At 47.5% G+C, this 16,397-nt stretch carries 15 protein-coding genes; 3 read left to right on the top strand and 12 right to left on the bottom strand.

Features of this window, described 5'->3' with window-relative positions; all coding sequences use genetic code 11:
* Positions 1 to 8 precede the first annotated feature (8 nt).
* Positions 9 to 974 carry a magnesium/cobalt transporter CorA gene (gene corA / locus AC1RJL_RS08085; RefSeq protein ID WP_492912727.1) on the bottom strand — a complete coding sequence of 322 codons (966 nt, stop codon included), beginning with the start codon at positions 972 to 974 and terminating at the stop codon, positions 9 to 11.
* Positions 975 to 1,178: 204 nt separating this feature from the next.
* On the opposite strand from corA, the gene AC1RJL_RS08080 reads away from it, so the two are divergent.
* Both AC1RJL_RS08080 and AC1RJL_RS08075 read left to right on the top strand, forming a co-directional pair.
* Positions 1,179 to 2,255 carry an alkene reductase gene (locus tag AC1RJL_RS08080; RefSeq protein ID WP_492912725.1) on the top strand — a complete coding sequence of 359 codons (1,077 nt, stop codon included), beginning with the start codon at positions 1,179 to 1,181 and terminating at the stop codon, positions 2,253 to 2,255.
* 85 nt (positions 2,256 to 2,340) lie between these two features.
* Positions 2,341 to 2,610: a helix-turn-helix domain-containing protein gene (locus AC1RJL_RS08075; RefSeq protein WP_492912723.1), complete on the top strand. Its 270-nt coding sequence runs from the start codon at positions 2,341 to 2,343 to the stop codon at positions 2,608 to 2,610.
* A 34-nt stretch (positions 2,611 to 2,644) separates the two neighbouring features.
* Here the strand turns inward: AC1RJL_RS08075 and AC1RJL_RS08070 are convergent, their stop codons facing one another.
* The 11 genes from AC1RJL_RS08070 to AC1RJL_RS08020 all read right to left on the bottom strand — a co-directional run bounded on the left by AC1RJL_RS08070 (position 2,645) and on the right by AC1RJL_RS08020 (position 15,620).
* The gene (locus tag AC1RJL_RS08070) at positions 2,645 to 3,658 is read right to left on the bottom strand and encodes a lysylphosphatidylglycerol synthase domain-containing protein (RefSeq protein ID WP_492912721.1); all 1,014 of its coding nucleotides are present in this window, start codon (positions 3,656 to 3,658) and stop codon (positions 2,645 to 2,647) included.
* Positions 3,655 to 4,938 (bottom strand): cardiolipin synthase ClsB, encoded by a 1,284-nt coding sequence (gene clsB, locus AC1RJL_RS08065; protein ID WP_492912719.1) that lies wholly within the window; start codon positions 4,936 to 4,938, stop codon positions 3,655 to 3,657. Before clsB ends, AC1RJL_RS08070 begins: the two co-directional genes overlap by 4 nt.
* Complete coding sequence (locus tag AC1RJL_RS08060) at positions 4,935 to 5,774, bottom strand: endonuclease/exonuclease/phosphatase family protein (RefSeq protein WP_492912717.1); 840 nt, start codon at positions 5,772 to 5,774, stop codon at positions 4,935 to 4,937. Before AC1RJL_RS08060 ends, clsB begins: the two co-directional genes overlap by 4 nt.
* Before the next feature lie 294 nt (positions 5,775 to 6,068).
* Complete coding sequence (locus AC1RJL_RS08055; protein ID WP_492912715.1) at positions 6,069 to 6,563, bottom strand: heme-degrading domain-containing protein; 495 nt, start codon at positions 6,561 to 6,563, stop codon at positions 6,069 to 6,071.
* 32 nt (positions 6,564 to 6,595) lie between these two features.
* Positions 6,596 to 7,018 (bottom strand): DCC1-like thiol-disulfide oxidoreductase family protein, encoded by a 423-nt coding sequence (locus tag AC1RJL_RS08050; protein WP_492912713.1) that lies wholly within the window; start codon positions 7,016 to 7,018, stop codon positions 6,596 to 6,598.
* A gap of 5 nt (positions 7,019 to 7,023) precedes the next feature.
* A complete protein-coding gene (locus AC1RJL_RS08045) occupies positions 7,024 to 8,199 on the bottom strand; it encodes an efflux RND transporter periplasmic adaptor subunit (protein ID WP_492912711.1) in 1,176 nt (391 codons plus the stop codon).
* Positions 8,192 to 11,407 (bottom strand): efflux RND transporter permease subunit, encoded by a 3,216-nt coding sequence (locus AC1RJL_RS08040; RefSeq protein ID WP_492912709.1) that lies wholly within the window; start codon positions 11,405 to 11,407, stop codon positions 8,192 to 8,194. The genes AC1RJL_RS08045 and AC1RJL_RS08040 overlap by 8 nt, the downstream gene beginning before the upstream one ends.
* A 109-nt stretch (positions 11,408 to 11,516) precedes the next feature.
* Entirely contained in the window at positions 11,517 to 12,989 is a 1,473-nt protein-coding gene (locus tag AC1RJL_RS08035) for a heavy metal sensor histidine kinase (protein ID WP_492912707.1), read from the bottom strand.
* Complete coding sequence (locus AC1RJL_RS08030; protein WP_492912705.1) at positions 12,982 to 13,686, bottom strand: heavy metal response regulator transcription factor; 705 nt, start codon at positions 13,684 to 13,686, stop codon at positions 12,982 to 12,984. The genes AC1RJL_RS08035 and AC1RJL_RS08030 overlap by 8 nt, the downstream gene beginning before the upstream one ends.
* Before the next feature lie 113 nt (positions 13,687 to 13,799).
* A complete protein-coding gene (locus AC1RJL_RS08025) occupies positions 13,800 to 14,741 on the bottom strand; it encodes a DMT family transporter (protein WP_492912703.1) in 942 nt (313 codons plus the stop codon).
* Positions 14,742 to 14,894: 153 nt separating this feature from the next.
* Positions 14,895 to 15,620, bottom strand: a complete 726-nt coding sequence (locus AC1RJL_RS08020) for a tRNA (adenine(22)-N(1))-methyltransferase (RefSeq protein WP_492912701.1) — start codon at positions 15,618 to 15,620, stop codon at positions 14,895 to 14,897.
* 265 nt (positions 15,621 to 15,885) lie between these two features.
* Between AC1RJL_RS08020 and AC1RJL_RS08015 the strand changes: the two genes are divergently transcribed.
* A complete protein-coding gene (locus AC1RJL_RS08015; protein ID WP_492912699.1) occupies positions 15,886 to 16,344 on the top strand; it encodes a cupin domain-containing protein in 459 nt (152 codons plus the stop codon).
* The last annotated feature ends 53 nt before the right edge of the window (positions 16,345 to 16,397 follow it).

Here is a 16,397-nt window from a genome sequence, read left to right as displayed (position 1 = left end):
GCATTTTTTTAAAGCCAGCCGGATTTTTTAAAGCGGTAGTGTAAATACACGCAAATCACCGAGACAACGCCAAGCGATACCGGATAGCCGTATTTCCATTTCAATTCCGGCATGTGTTCAAAGTTCATTCCCCAAATGCCGACAAATGCAGTCGCCACGGCAAATATTGCTGCCCATGCCGCAAGGCGTTTATTGACTTCGCTTTCATCAATACTCACCATAGATAAATTTACCTGAATAGCAGTACCTATGGTGTCGCGAATGGAATCAATGGAGGTGTTGATGCGATAAAGATGGTCATGCACATCGCGGAAATAATCTTTGGTATTGGCAACAATCGGCGGTACACGGCCGCCATCCAATTTTCCGACCGCTTCCAATAACGGCGCAACCGCATGTTTAAGTTGCGTTACTTTTCGTTTCAATGCATAGAGTCGCTCAATGTTGGCGCGCTGTGAACCTTTGGTAAAAATCTGGTCCTCAATAATTTCCAATTCAGTTTCAAGCGCAACCATCACAGGAAAATAGCGGTCTACAACTGCATCCATCAATGCGTAAAAAACAAATGCAGAACCTTGCACCAAATGATGAGGTTCGCGTTCGCAGCGTGCGCGCACGCCGAGGAATCCCTGTTGGCAGCGGTTGCGGGTGGACAGCACATAATTTTCACCGACAAACACATCTACTTCGCCCACGTTGAGTTCGTTATCGACCATTTCTACTGTATGCATCACCGCAAACAGTGAATCGCCATACTCTTCTATCTTGGGTCGTTGGTGCCCCACATGGGCATCTTCCACCGCTAATTCATGCAAACCAAATTCGTGTTGCATTTGCTCAAGTTCGCCGGGTTCCGCGTCCTTTAATGCGACCCATACAAAACAGTTCCGTCGTTCCAGGTAATTGCTTATCTCTTCAACATGAATATTGTCCAACCTTTTGCCTTCCTGATACGCGACACAATTAATAAGCATATGCAAAGCTCCGTAAAAAATGGGTCAACCCTGGTGTTGGATGTTATGGTGCAGCTAATTTGTTATCAGTGATACTGATGATGCCAAATAAATAAAGCAATTAAATAATAAAGCGTGTTATCCAACATAACTTGTTCGATTTAGCTGGTCCAATCGCAACAACGCGTATTTAACCCATTAAGCAGTTACGATACAGGAGTTATTATGAGCAACATTAATACCCTTTTTCGCCCGCTAAACCTGGGCAATATTGAAGTGTCCAATCGTATCTGGATGGCACCGCTGACTCGCTGTCGCGCCGGTCTTGAACATCTGCCCAACGCGCTTATGGCCGAATATTATGCCCAGCGCGCGAGTGCGGGTTTAATCATAGCTGAAGCCACAATGGCAATGGAGGGAAACTCGGCATTTTGGCAGGAGCCGGGTATTTATTCGCAAGCACAGATCGACGGTTGGCGTTTGGTCAATGATGCGGTGCATGCTAAAGACGGAAAAATTTTCTTACAGATCTGGCATGGCGGCCGCGCATGTCACCCGGCATTAAATGCGGGCAAACAACCTGTCGCGCCTAGCGCAATTGCGATAGAAGATGAAGTACATACACCCGAAGGAAAATTACCTTACACCGAGCCGCGTGCACTGGCTGATGATGAAATTCCCGCAATTATTGCAGGTTTTAAACAAGCCGCGATCAATGCAAAAGCAGCAGGTTTTGACGGTATAGAAGTCCACGGTGCCAACGGTTATTTATTGGATCAATTCCTGCGCGATGGTTCCAATAAGCGCAGCGGCGCCTATGGTGGATCTATTGAAAATCGCGCGCGTTTATTGTTAGAAGTATTGGCTGTCGTTAGTGAAGTATGGGATAGCAAGCAGATTGGTTTACGTTTGTCACCGCTCAATAGTTACAACAGCATGCGCGATAGCGATCCGGTTGGATTAACTGCCTGGTTAGCAAAACGTTTGAACGATTTTAATCTCGCTTACCTGCACATTATGCGCGGTGACTTTATACAGGCACAGCAAGGCGATGTTTTAACCCCTGCGCGCGAACATTACAAAGGCATTTTGGTCGGTAACATGGGTTATGCCGCGGATGAAGCGGCGGACGCTATCATAACAGGAAAATTGGATGCAGTTGCTTTTGGTGTGCCGTTCCTGGCAAATCCCGATTTACCGGCACGCTTTAAAACCGGAGCTGAATTAAACAAACCGGACTCCGCAACCTTCTACACGGCAGATGCCAAAGGTTATACTGATTATCCTGCGCTGGCTCAATAATTGAGTGAGTTGTGACAAAAAGAGCCTGAGCGGCTCTTTTTGTTTTCTGCGTAACATTTTTATATTCATCAGGAGCCTGACAAAAATGGTTCACAGTAAAACAAAAACCAGTTTTTATCGCCGCATCTATGTTGCCTGGCTGATCCAACAGGGAATCAACAACGTTCCTAAAATTATTGAGGCTACCGGAATGCCGCGTCGTACCGCGCAGGACACATTAGCGGCGATCAATGAACTGGATATTGAGGTGGAAAATACTAATGGTATCTATCGTATTCGTGAATGGGGCGCAGTTGATGCGAACTGGGTGGATAAAAATATCGACCAGATTAAAACGGTGCTTGAATATCCCTAATGGGGATCAGCAGCTCTCCAGGCAATCACACAATTTAAGCATTGTCTTTCTGTTGATTATTTTTCGCCATTTTTTTCGCGCGAGTTTCCAGTGTGAGATAAACCATACATGCAATCGCTAAAGGGATCAGAAAATAAATAATCCGGTAGCCAATCAGCGCCGCCAATATAGTTCCTGCTGGTAATTGATGGCTGAGCATAGAAATAAAAATAGCTTCAAGCACACCCAGTCCCGCCGGGATATGAGTTACAACTCCCGCGATGCTGCTGATTAATAAAATTCCCAATATGGTTTGATAACTCACTTTATCCGGCATCAGGATATAAATAATCAAACCCATCAGCGCCCAATTAGTCATTGCCAATCCAGCCTGCACGAAGGCTAATTTTACTTTTGGAAGTGCTATTTTATGAGAGCGAATATGAAAGGATCGGCGTTTGGAGAAACGACAAGCCCAGAAATAAAAGGCTGCAACAGCCAATAAGACAAACCCGACCAACTGTAACGCAGTAACCCCGATTTTTGCTTTTTCCGGCAAGTCGACGAGTCTAAATAAAAATAAAATCCCGGCCAAAATAATATAGCCCAGCCAATTGGTGATCAGGCTCATGCTAAGTATTTTAGTGATTGTGGCCGGTTCTAATCCCAAACGACTGTAAAGTCGAAAGCGAAGTGCGATCCCACCCACCCATGCAGTAAGATTTAACGTAAATGCATAGCACACAAAAGCTAAGGGTAGAACTTGCCGCACAGGGAGTGAGTGTCCGGTGTAGTGTCTGCCGACTAAATCATAACTGGCGAATACCAGATAACTGCATAGGGCAATACCTGCAGCAAGCAGTAAGGTTTTTGCATCGTAACTTCGCAGTGCTTGTTCAACTTCGGCCCATTCAATGTTTCTAACCAACATAAAAAGCAGCGCAGGAACCAAAATAAAAAAGGCAATTGTTAATATTCTTTTAGCCCAGCGCCATTTTTTATTAGGCGTTTGTTTGCGTGATGAGTGTGTTCGAGAGGGTGTTACTGTGGACGAACCCGATGTGCTCATAATGATTCCTTTTGATATACTGGCTCTTCATGCACGACATCCATATTGGCTCTGGTCTTTTGTATATCTTCTGCTTTTTTTTCAATTGATTCTTTTGAGCTTCCAACCAGCTTCAATTGATGTGCATGAGCGGGTAGCCATCCTATGATAGTTGGAAATGTTCGCAAGAAATGGAAGCTTAAAAAAATAAGTGGTGTGCGCCACCAGTAGCCACGCCGCGCTGTCTCTATATTTAAGTGCTGGCATTGGTTTTCCACCAAGCCGGTCAGGTGCTCATAGAGTTGCTGATTGAGCCTTTGGTCATCAATGACAAGATTCGCTTCAAGATTTAATGACAAACTTAATGGATCGAGATTACTTGATCCCACAGTGGTCCAGTTGTCATCCATTAAGGCAACTTTCCCGTGCAGCGGTCGCTGGCAATATTCATAAATTTTTACCCCCGAACGCAGCAAATAACTATAAAGCAAGCGCGACAGGGCAGTCACCCACGGCATATCGGGTTGGCCTTGCAAAATCAATGTTACCTCAACACCGCGCTGCGCGGCGCGGCGTAATGCGCGGAGTAATCTATAGCCGGGGAAAAAATAGGCATTGGCGATAATAAGGCGCTTTTTAGCAAGTCGGGCGGCGAGTAAATATTGGCGTTCGATATCCCGTGAGTGCCAACCATTATCGCGCTCAACCATTAGCATGCGCGTGTCGCCAGCCGCCTTTGGTTCGTTTGCGCGGGCATTGCGGATGTAATTGCGCCGGTCTTTACGCGGAGAACCTCGTAATAACAACAGCATACAGGCTTTATGAATATCGGCCACGATCGGCCCATGGACTTCAACGGCGTAATCTTGTTTGGCTTTTGCACCGGAACGTATCACGTGGTCAAAAGAGAAATTGATACCGCCGACGAAACCTGTGTGCCGATCAATAACAATCAATTTGCGATGCAGGCGGCGGAATAAATTAAGGCGCACCCCCCAGAGTTTCGGTTGGGGATCAAACAGGTGGAGTCTTACACCTGCTGCAGCAAGTCCATCGGTAAATTCCGGACTCAGATCCCAAGTGCCGTAGTCATCAACAGTGATATCGACTTTAACGCCGCGCTTGGCAGCGGCGATGAGTTCCTGCTGCAACTGGCAACCTATTTCATCTTCCTCAATGATAAATGTCTCCAGTATGATTTCTTCTTTCGCAGTGCGGATACATTCGAACACGCGCGGAAAAAATTCTTCACCATTAATAAGCAATTTTACATCATTGCCATCCCGCCACTTATTCCTCATAGATGAACCTCAACCGCTAATGGAGCATGATCTGAAAGATGCGACCAGGGGCGCTGCGACAGTATCTGGGGATTGTGAGTGGTAGCATTGCGCACGTAAACCCGGTCCAAACAAAGCAACGGCCAGCGGGCGGGAAAACTTTTTGCCGGTCTGCCTTTTTCATTTACAAAGGCTTCACGCATATTGCAACGTGCGAGAATGGCGTCGGCACGTTTGCGCCAGTCATTAAAATCTCCGGCAATAATAACCGGTGCGGTTGGATGAAAACTTTCAACCAGGTTCGCGAGCAGGTGCAATTGTTGTTTGCGGTGATTTTCACGTAAACCCAAATGCACACAGATTGCATGTACTTCCTCATGGCCGGGAACTTTGAGCACAGTATGAAGTAGTCCGCGCTGCTCAATTTTTCCAATTGAAACATCCAGGTTTTGAAAGCGGATAATAGGGTATTTGGACAGAATAGCGTTGCCGTGATCGCCGTCGGGATATACGGCATTGCGCCCGTAAGAAAATTCGGGCCACATGGTATCGGCTAAAAATTCATATTGCGGCGTTGCCGGCCAATTAGCGTGACGCGTCGCATGTCGCTTGTGGCTGCCGTGTACTTCCTGCAAAAAAACCAACTCCGTCGAGAGTGAACGAACCGCTTCACGCAATTCGGGTAAAATAAATTGACGATTAAACACCGTAAACCCTTTGTGCATGTTGAGCGTAAGAATTCGCAATTTATGCACGGCGGGTTTTACTTCAGTCAAATCAAAAGGTCGCTCTTGTACAAGCTCGGTTTCTATCGTGTCTACTGCTGTGTCTAGTGCAGAATCCAAACCGGTATTCATAAGATGGGCCTTTTTAATCCAAGTGTGGCGAGATAAAAATCTCTTAGTATTTTGTATCACTGCTGCCATCTTGGTTCTGTATGTTTTCGCACATATTGTAGGTCGCGGCGATGGTGGTTGATTGCCACTTTGGGTGAGCCAACAAGTATGGCTGCAATGAACCTGCCATGTGTTCGGCGTAGATCACAAGGCTTTGTATCGTCAGTGGTTGCGGAAGGATAGTGGTGACACGGTCTGCGGTTACACCGGTTCGCGCTTCAATCGATAGGTAAATGCAGCACTGTTTTGCTTTGGTTATTGCTCACCATTGGTGGCAAATTGATCTTGTTTCATCAGCCTGCGCAATGCATCTATTGCCAATTGGTGATCCGTCTCTTGCGGCAATCCGGAAACGGTAACTGCACCCACCACTCCGCTATTTTTGATCCGAATCGGAAATGATCCGCCATGTGCACAATATTCTTTTGGATCGATATGCGGCTGCGCTTCAAAGTCGCGACCCTTCGACGCATTGTATTGCCCTTGATAATAAGAGCTATGACCAAAGCGTATTACAGATTGGCGTTTGCGTCGTACCCATTCATGATTGTCTTTATTGGTGCCCGGCATAAAATAACTGAATAACACATGCTCGAAGGCATAAACCTCTATCGCTACTGATACTGAACGCTCTTCGGCGGCGAGTTTTATCAAATTACCCAATTCCCACGCTGTCTGGTTATTAAAATAGGGCAGTTGGATTTCATCTTCCTGTGCCAATAATTCTTTTAAAATATCGTTGTTCATCATTAGTTTTTCGCGTGATATTAATATTTAGTATTTTAAACACCGGGTGTATTTGAGTCTTTCAGGTTTTCAATGTAATGAATTCCGCATAGTTTAAGGATCAGTGTACGGAAAGCTTTGCCAATGGGGTAGAAAATTTGTGATCCCACTTTGGTGCTAAACACATAATAATTAATACGATTAAAAATCCCTGACGGAGTGCTGAGCAGGGTCAGCATATGGATCGCATCTGGCCCGTAGTAGATGGCGTCTTTAAATTTCAATACCATACCCTGATCTATATCCAATCCTGGTCGGGTGATTTCCTCCATAAGCTCACCTGGTTGACGGGCATCCACCAAATGCAAAATTCCCACGGCCTCACGGATGCGAATATATTTACAATAGGTTTTGCAGAACGGACATTCTCCATCATATACCAGCCATACATCTTCTTTGGTGATTAAATTATCGGTCATTATACTTATTTCACTGTAGCCACCCGCACCTCATCCCCACTGCGAATCGCATCCGGCGGCGTTGTAATAATCCGATCAGCAGCAGTAATTCCCGCAACTATCTCTACGGTTGTACCTTCATCCCTGCCAATCTTTACTGGCTTAAGTGTAACAATATTTTTTTCGTTGATGGTCGCGATTGCGGGTTTTTGGTCACGGTACAGAATTGCGCTGCCGGGGATACGGATGCGATCTTTATTGGCGGCGAGTTTGAAACTGACTTGTGCGTAGGCACCGGGCATGAGTTCGCCATTGTCATTGTTGGCTTGGAGTTCGACCAATACTGAGCCGGATGCAATGTCTACTGCATGGGCGCTGCGTGTTACGGCGGCGGGAAAGATTTTGTGGTTGTGTTCGGGTAATATCAATTCAGCTTGCTGGCCTGCCTGCATTTGGGTGGCGTAATTTTGCGGTACGCGCACAAAAACACGCATCAAGCGTGTATCAGAAATAGTGAACAGAGGCTGTGCGTTTGAATTTCCGGCAACAACTAATTCACCGAGTTGTGCAGAGCGACTGGTAACTTTACCGTCAAACGGTGCACTGAGTTTGGTAAATGATTGCAGTGATTCCAAACGGTTTACGTTTGCACGCGCCGCGGCAGTTGCTGCAGTTTTTGCTTCGGCATCGCGGCTGCGTTGCTCCACCATTTCACGTGAAATGGCGGCGCTGTTCATTTTCATCAAACTGTTGGCGCGATCCGCCATACTCTGCGCGTTGTTTTGCTCGGCAAGTGCGCTGGCGTAATCTGCTTTCGCTTGCGCTAATTGATGCAATAATTCCGGTGCATCCAGTCTTGCTAATACTTGGCCTTTTTTAACACTATCACCAATATCGACTAACCATTCTTTTATGTAGCCATTGGTTTGCGCATAAATGGAGGCGCTATTAAGTGGCTCCAAATTGCCGGGCAACACCAACGCGGTTGCATCATCTGATAATGCCGCGCTAATGACCGATACGGTTGGGATCGCGGATTGCGCTGCAATTTTTGTCAGTTCTGCCGTTGCATTGCTGCGCTGAAAAATTCCGATAGCGGCGAGCACTAAACCGACTGCACCGATAATGACGCTGGTTTTCACCAGCTTGCGACGAAATTCGCTCGGGTCTACAGGCGGAATTTGCGGATGATAATTAGACATTGTTTGGCATTAACTCCGAATTGTTTACTGAGCCATTTGCTGATGTTTTTGTGGTACGGCGATGCGCCAAACTAAACACAGCAGGAACAAAAAATAATGTGGCGATAGTGGCGGTAATTAATCCACCGATAACCGCGCGGCCTAGCGGTGCGTTTTGCTCTGCACCTTCACCTATGCCAAGCGCCATAGGAATCATGCCGATGATCATTGCGAGAGCCGTCATCATAACCGGGCGTAAACGAACATAACCTGCTTCCAGTGCTGCCTGTACTGCATCGCCCGTTTCTGCCAAGCGATCACGCGCAAAACTGACCAGCAGGATTGAGTTGGCGGTCGCAACGCCCATACACATAATTGCACCGGTTAATGCGGGTACGGATAGCGGTGTAAGCGAAACAAAAAGTATCCATACAATGCCGGCAAGTGCAGCGGGTAATGCTGAAATGATCACAAACGGATCTTTCCAGCTTTGGAAATTCACCACGATTAAAAAATAAATCAATACAATCGCGCCGAGCAAACCATAACCCAAACCACCAAAGGCAATGTTCATGGTTTGGTATTGGCCGCGCAACGTAACGTTGGTTCCAGCGGGGCGTTCTTTTTCCAGTTCTGCAATAACCGTATTAATATCACTGGCGACAGATCCCAAATCGCGGCCTTGAGTTGTGGCAAAAATATTGATCATTGGTTGGATGTTGTATTGCGATACTACCGGCATAGTGGTGGAACGACTGATGCTGGCGAGGCCACCTAAGTTTTGCGTGTTATCGCTGGTTGTTGCGGCACCTGAAACCGGAATATTTTCCAGATCGCTAATATTGGCCATTAAATATTCCGGTACTTGCGCGACCACCGGGTAAGAAATACCGTTAGCGGGATTAACAAAAAATACCGGTGCGGTTTGCTGCGTTCCCGAGAGTGAGGCACCAAGACTGTTGGTGACATCGCGCGCAGTGATTCCGTATTGACCGATACGCGAACGGTCAATATCAATATTTAATTGCGGTGAACTTTCCGGTTGCTGGATACGTGCATCGGCCACACCGGGAATGGTGTTAATGCGATGCAATAATTTTTGTGCGAAGTCGCGATTCGTGGCGAGGTTTCGCCCTGTCACTTGTACATCAATAGGCGAGGGTGAACCGAAATTCAAAATCTGGCTGGTGATATCTGCCGGTAAGAATGAAAAAGTAATACCGGGAAAACGCATGGGTAATTCCTGCCGCAAGCGCGCGATATGTTCCGCTGCACGATAACCCGGCTTGAGGCTAATCATCATATCGCCATCCTGCGGGCTAATGGTCCCGGAGGTGTTGTAGACCATGTTCAGCATGCTCACCGGCATGCCGATGTTATTGATGATCGAATCCAATTCGTTAGCGGGAATTACCTCACGTACCGATCGACCGATTAGCTCAAACTGCGCGGCGCTCTCTTCAATTTTAATTCCGCTCGACATGCGGACATGCATAAGAATGCTGCCGGAATCTACCGCCGGGAAAAAATTGCGCCCTAAAAAAGGCACCAGTAAAAATGATACCAGTACCAATCCCATAAACCCCATTACAAATAACTTGCGTGTGGCAAGCACACCGGCCAGTGACCGGGTGTAGCTATTGCGCAACGTCTCAAACCCCTGTTCAAATTTTTTCTGGAATTGGATGAGTGGAGCAAAAATACTTTTGCGTTTTAGTTGTGGTGATTGCTGTTGGTCGTCATGGTGGTGGGGTTTTAATAAATACATCGCCATGGTTAACACCACGGTGCGCGATAACAAAAATGACGCAACCATCGCGAATACAACTGACAGCGCCATAGGCACAAACAAATACCCGGAAATACCCGGTAGGAAAAACATCGGCACGAATACAATACAGATGCATAAGAGCGCAACAAATACCGGAATCAGGATTTCAGCCGCACCATCTATAATCGCCTGGTTAACGCTTTTTCTTTCACCTAAATGACGTTCGATATTTTCGATCGTCACAGTTGCTTCATCGACCAAAATACCGATGGCAATAGCGAGACCGCCGAGGGTCATCGCATTCAGGCTTTGACCGAAGGCATTGAGCACTGCAATAGCGGCAAAAATAGACAGCGGAATTGATGCGGCGACAATTAAGGTTGCGCGCCATGAACCGAGAAATAGCAAAATTAATAGCGAAATTAATGCGGCAACCAGTAGTGCTTCATGCACCACAGTCATCATGGATGCACGCACAAATACGGATTGATCGGCAACAGGGATGGCAGTAAGTGAATCTGCCAAGCCTTCAGTAATTCGCGGTAGTGCGTCTTTCACGCTTTCTACTACCGTCAGTGTTGATGCTGCGCCGTTTTTCAAAATTGTCAGCAGTACTGAACGTGTGCCTTCTACTTGTACAATATTTTGTTGCGGACTGTTGCCATCGCGTACTGAGGCAACATCGCGAATATAAATGGTCGCGCCGTTGACGACTTTCACCGGAATATTACTTAAACCCTGAATAGAATCGGGCGCGTTGTTGAGTTTAACGTTGTATTGCTGTGCGCCGATTTTCATAAAACCGGCGGGGCTGATTTGATTTTGTGCCGCAATTGCTGCGCTTACATCTGCTGCGGATAAACCATAGGATTGCAACGCAACCGGATTCAAATCAATTTGGACTTGCCGCTGTTTGCCACCGGAAGGCAAGGGCATAGCAACGCCAGGAAGTGTCAGTAATTGGGTACGGATTTGTGCTGTGCCCAAATCATTCAGTTGCTGTTCGCTGAGACCTTCGCCTGACAGCGCAACCTGCAATACCGGCACGGTAGACGCATCGTAATTCACCACAAAGGGCGGGGTAATTCCCGGCGGCATGCTGCGCAACATGGTTTGCGATACTGCAGTGACTTGCGCACTCGCCGTGCGAATATCCACATTGGGTTGGAAATAAATTCGCACTATGCCCATGCCGGTCATCGACTGGCTTTCGATATGTTCGATATCGGCAACCGTAGTTGTCAATGCGCGCTGGTAAGGTGTGATAATGCGATTGGACACATCTTCCGGCGCGAGACCGTTGTAAGTCCAGGCCACTGCAATCACCGGAATGCGAATAGCGGGAAAAATATCCACCGGCATACGTAGCGCGGCGAGCGTGCCAAACCCTGCAATTAATATCGCCATCACAATAAATGTGAGCGGCTTTTGCAGCGTGATACTGATTAGGCCTTTCAAGAGATCGCTCCTTTATAGAGTGGACGCTTGTATAGAGTAGATAATTGTATGGAACAGATACTTACATTAACCGGCAGGTCGGTTATCAACTCAAATTAGTACGTGAGTTTTAAATATTACCCATATGAGTGGGTCGAAAAGCTGACGCTTCGCTGACACTATTGTCAGAATTATGTTGCGGGTAATTTTTTTCCCCATCTACATTCGATGTAACTGCCAATGAAAAACCAAAACAATTAATACCATTTTGGCTGCTGGCAAATACATCGCCGCGGTGCATAAGTGCTACAGCGCGGACAATGGATAAACCCAAGCCGTGATGCATATCACTGCGCGCCCGCGATGCATCGACGCGATAAAAACGCTCAAACAAGCGTGCGAGATGGAAAGCATCAATCGGTTCGCCAAGATTAGAGACGCTGATTAAAGCAAAGCCATTTTCTTCTTTCAGATTCACAGTCACCCGGGTAGAACGTTGTGCATGACGCGCGCTGTTGCCGAGTAAATTAGCCAGTGCGCGATGAAATAACCGGCGATCAATTCGCGCTTGTACATCACCTTCAATAATGATGTTCAGGGATTTTTCGACAAAGGCCGGCTCCAGGTAATCCGCGGTTTTGATTGCCTCTTCTCGCAGCGATACCTCACTCAATTGTGTTGCGTGTTCGCCTGCTTGTGCATGAGATAAAAACAACATGTCATTGACGATGGAAGTCATGCGTTCCAACTCTTCCAGATTAGATTGCAGCAAATCTTCCAGCTCATGTTGTTCACGTTGCCGCGCTAATCCCAATTGTGTTTGACCGATCAAATTGGTGAGTGGGGTACGCAGTTCATGGGCGACATCGGCGTTAAAACTCTCCAATTGATTCCAGGCAATTTCTTGCCGTTCAAGCACACCGTTAAACGATTCTGCCAAGGTTTGTAACTCGACTGGCAGGGTTTTGGTGTCGAGCCTTTGGCTGCGATTGCCGGGCGCAAGCTTGTGCGCCTGCTGGCTGAGATGGTTAACCGGGCGCATACCGACGCGCGCAACAAAAAATCCCAGCAGTGCAACAAACAGCACACCGACAATCGAGATTAAAATCATTGCGCGGGTGAACGCATCGAGTGTGCTCATGTAGGGTGTGGAATCGAGTGCTGCCACATAGCGCACAGCGGGCCGTTCACCATTAGCCGGAATTTCAGTGATCAATAGATAAATCGAACAGGGCTCTTTGGGAATCCGGGAGAAACCGTTGCGCAGTTTTGTCCAGTCCACTCCTTCCAGGGGGGCGCCACCCAACTGATAGCGTGGGTCATCACTGAGGATCCAATAGTGTGTACGACCACCTTCAACGGTGGTCCAGTTTGTCAGTTTACTCGCGACTGTTGACCAGTCAGCAAGAGAGTTGCGCGCAGCGATGTAGGGCACCAACAGGCTGTGGCGAAACTGTAATTCTTGATGCATTTGCGTACGCAGTGAATCGTGCAGCGAATGGCGCAGCATTAACGCGGAGACGGCGACAATCGCAACTGATGTCACGGCAAACATCACGGCCAGACGGATAGCGATAGAGTTGCCCACAAGAATTTTATTCATCGTGGTGTGACCGCGGCGATTCTGGCCGTGCCTCCAATACGTAACCCATGCCGCGCACGGTATGCAACAATTTGATTGAGTAGGGCACATCCACTTTGGAGCGCAGGCGTTTAATCGCGACCTCCACCACGTTGGCGTCGCTGTCAAAATTCATATCCCAGACTTGTTCCGCGATCATCATCTTGGAGAGGATCTCCCCTTGGCGACGCGCGAGCAAGCTAAGCAATGCAAATTCTTTTGCAGTCAGCTCCAGCCGATGGCCGGCGCGGGTAACACGGCGCGCGAGTAAATCGAGATGCAAGTCATCAATCTGCAATTGGGTGACGTCAGCCCCGTCACTTTGGCGACGGCGCAACAGCGCCTGAATGCGTGCAACCAGCTCAATGAGTGAGAAGGGTTTGGGCAGGTAGTCGTCGGCGCCGGAGCGCAAACCTTTCACGCGTTCGTCGACTGAGCCGCGTGCAGAGAGCATCAACACAGGCGTCTGCTTGCTTAATCGCAAGCGTTCAAGCACGGTATAGCCATCCGCTCCGGGCAGCATCACATCCAGAATAATTGCGTCATAGTCATGTTGTTGTGCGAGGTATAGGCCGTCGACGCCGTTATCGGCAATGTCAACCATAAAACCCAACTCGCTCATGGCGCGGTTGATATAAGACGAGGTTTTTTCTTCATCCTCGACTAAAAGTAAACGCATCCTGAAAATCTCCACTATGTGTGGTTGGCAGTTAGCGTCTTTAGTGTAACCGTCTATACCCGACATAAAACCAACATTTACCTGACATTTCTGTCAGGAAGTGTCAATCCTTATCAGAGCTGATCGGTTTCTGCTTTCACCGGCGCGGCTTTGGTGAATTTTGACTTAAAGGCAATCAACAAACCCGCTGCGGCAATGACCGACATACCTATCAGGCTGATTCCATCGGGAATGGTGTCGAAAATGATCCAACCCAATAATCCTGCCCACAATAATTGGATGTAGGTTAGTGGAGCGAGGATTGAGGCGGGCGCATGGCGATAGGCGAGGGTGAAGAGGTAGTGGCCAAGGCCGCCGGTTATGCCCATGCTGATCAACAATATCAATTCGAGTCTGCTGGGCAATTCATCTTCCCAAAACCAGGGCAGGGCGATGCCGAATACAATCGAACCGATCAAGGCGGTGTAAAACAGCAGGGTGATGGCTTTTTCGGTGTTGGCGAGCAGGCGCGACAACAATTGATAAGTCGCATTGGCTGCTGCCGCGCCAAGCGCAAACATCACGCCGATAGCGTCCAGGCCGCCGCCGGGGCGAGCGATCAACAGCACGCCGACAAATCCCGTCACAATTGCAGCCCAACCCAGGCGGCCAATGTGTTCGCCCAACATGGAACCGGCGAGCAGGGCTACCAATGTTGGGGCGAGGTAATTGATCGCCGTGGTTTCCGCCAGTGGCATGCGCTGGAGCGCCATTCCCATACACAGGGAGGCGATAGTCAGTACGACCGCGCGCAGCACCACCAGGCTGGTGCGCTGGGTTTTTATCAGTTGTGCGGAATGGCGCGGGGCGAGAATCATCACCATTAGCAGGAAATGCACCAAGTAGCGCATCGCCACCACAAAAGGCACGTTATAGTGCGTGGTGAGATATTTGGTGGTGCTGTCCATACAAGCAAATAAAAACAGCGCCAGTGCGGCCAACAGAAAACCCTTAAACGCATTTTGAACTAACACAGGTTGGGCTACAGCAGGGCGATCAGCCTGGGGGGCATTCATTCGTTAATCCAATCGATAGGCCAACAAGCAGGGTTGCGGCGTGAAAATACCTGGCTATTGTCTCAGATGTCAGGTCTGAAGGGATACAAATTGTAAGATTTATTAACCATAGCAGCTGATGTGCCTGATGTTGAGTAAAAACGGGTAAATAGCTTAATTTGATACTTCCGCGAGTGGGTGTCGTAAAACGACTGCACTGTAGGCATCAATAATGTGCTGCACATCGGTAGTGCTGCTTAATTGCATTCTTTTGTAGTGATCCAATGTTTTCTTCAAATACTCAGCTGCGATTTTTGATTGCTCTGCGGTGTCGACTGTCCAAATCAGGCTGCCGACAGTACTTATTATTGCGTGAGGATTAAGCATGTCTTTAGTGGTTGAAACCAATAATATTTCATAGAAACGATGATTTTCCACAATCAGGGATTCAGTTTTCAGGCTGAAATCAAAATCGATTAATTGCTGGCGTAGTGTGAATTGGTGATGGACAGGGCAGAGCAAAAAATCGATATCGAGTGTAGGATTTTTTTGATGAATCGCTTTAACTAATTCCGTCATCAGATCACCGCCGATACCGGCAATGATCACAAGATGTTTTCCACTGATTTTTTGCAAGGGGAGCGCCGAGGCATCTATACAATGAACTTGCCATTGAGCCCTTGATGCAGGCTCAACACTTTCTGGATAAAAATGCGTGAGTTTGTTTTTCAGTTCGCGCATGAGTTCAGGAACTATATCCACAAAATGAATGTGCAGTGCTGCTTGCCGTGCGAGCAACGCCGCGCCTAATAATCCATGATCGCAACAACAATCCCAAATATGGTCGTAGCTTGCAGTCACCATAGATTCAATGTGTTTCAGTCGTTTACCCAGTTTCATCGTTTATCAATTTTCACTGTTTACAAAGCGTCGTTGTTGATATTCCTTTCGTGAAAGTATCATTGCACTGTTGGTGTGCTGTTTTAATTTGAGCAAGTCTTACTGCGCATGTTTAATAATCAATAAAAATAAGTTGTTATGCCCGCTAAAACTACTGTTTTCTTAAGGCATAAAGATTGCTATATCTGAGCTCGGTTGCTCGAAGTCTATCGATTAATTGCCCCCGTGCGTACTGAAATATCATTATTGATTACGAGGAATAGGTATGAAGGTTTTTCTGTTGCATTACCAAAAAGCATTGTTGTCGCTATTGATGGTTTTGTCCTACAGCGTTGCTGCGGTTGAGTTGGATCCGCGTTCAGTAGAGTTCAAAACTCCGCAGGAAATTAAGTGGGTGCGCAACGCGGCAGGCACGAATGAACAAGCAATTTTATTTGGCGATCCTACCAAGCCTGGACCTTATGTGGTTCGTATCAAATGGTTGCCGGGTAATTTTTCCAAACCGCACTTCCACAATGAGGATCGTTTTTTTGTGGTTATTTCGGGTACCTGGTGGGTGGGTACGGGGAAGGAATTTGATAAAGAACAAACCGTTCCGGTTCCGGCAGGAAGTTATGTGATCCACAAAGGCGGGCAAGTGCATTTTGACGGTGCCAAAAATGAAGAAGCTATTATTCAGGTGACCGGTATTGGTCCGGTAAAAACGGAACAGCTAGCCAATTAAACAGAAAAGAAAAAGCCCCGCCAGTGAAAGCTGGCGGGGCTTTTTAGAAAGTG

The sequence above is a fragment of the Cellvibrio sp. GW822-FHT04B05 genome (assembly GCF_058800985.1).
This window is presented reverse-complemented; position numbering and strand designations above follow the sequence as displayed.

Bases quoted from the DNA above. Each gene is read 5' to 3' on its own strand.
- corA (WP_492912727.1), bottom strand. From the start codon at position 974: ATGCTTATTAATTGTGTCGCGTATCAGGAAGGCAAAAGGTTGGACAAT.
- AC1RJL_RS08080 (WP_492912725.1), top strand. From the start codon at position 1,179: ATGAGCAACATTAATACCCTTTTTCGCCCGCTAAACCTGGGCAATATT.
- AC1RJL_RS08075 (WP_492912723.1), top strand. From the start codon at position 2,341: ATGGTTCACAGTAAAACAAAAACCAGTTTTTATCGCCGCATCTATGTT.
- AC1RJL_RS08070 (WP_492912721.1), bottom strand. From the start codon at position 3,658: ATGAGCACATCGGGTTCGTCCACAGTAACACCCTCTCGAACACACTCA.
- clsB (WP_492912719.1), bottom strand. From the start codon at position 4,938: ATGAGGAATAAGTGGCGGGATGGCAATGATGTAAAATTGCTTATTAAT.
- AC1RJL_RS08060 (WP_492912717.1), bottom strand. From the start codon at position 5,774: ATGAATACCGGTTTGGATTCTGCACTAGACACAGCAGTAGACACGATA.
- AC1RJL_RS08055 (WP_492912715.1), bottom strand. From the start codon at position 6,563: ATGATGAACAACGATATTTTAAAAGAATTATTGGCACAGGAAGATGAA.
- AC1RJL_RS08050 (WP_492912713.1), bottom strand. From the start codon at position 7,018: ATGACCGATAATTTAATCACCAAAGAAGATGTATGGCTGGTATATGAT.
- AC1RJL_RS08045 (WP_492912711.1), bottom strand. From the start codon at position 8,199: ATGTCTAATTATCATCCGCAAATTCCGCCTGTAGACCCGAGCGAATTT.
- AC1RJL_RS08035 (WP_492912707.1), bottom strand. From the start codon at position 12,989: ATGAATAAAATTCTTGTGGGCAACTCTATCGCTATCCGTCTGGCCGTG.
- AC1RJL_RS08030 (WP_492912705.1), bottom strand. From the start codon at position 13,686: ATGCGTTTACTTTTAGTCGAGGATGAAGAAAAAACCTCGTCTTATATC.
- AC1RJL_RS08025 (WP_492912703.1), bottom strand. From the start codon at position 14,741: ATGAATGCCCCCCAGGCTGATCGCCCTGCTGTAGCCCAACCTGTGTTA.
- AC1RJL_RS08020 (WP_492912701.1), bottom strand. From the start codon at position 15,620: ATGAAACTGGGTAAACGACTGAAACACATTGAATCTATGGTGACTGCA.
- AC1RJL_RS08015 (WP_492912699.1), top strand. From the start codon at position 15,886: ATGAAGGTTTTTCTGTTGCATTACCAAAAAGCATTGTTGTCGCTATTG.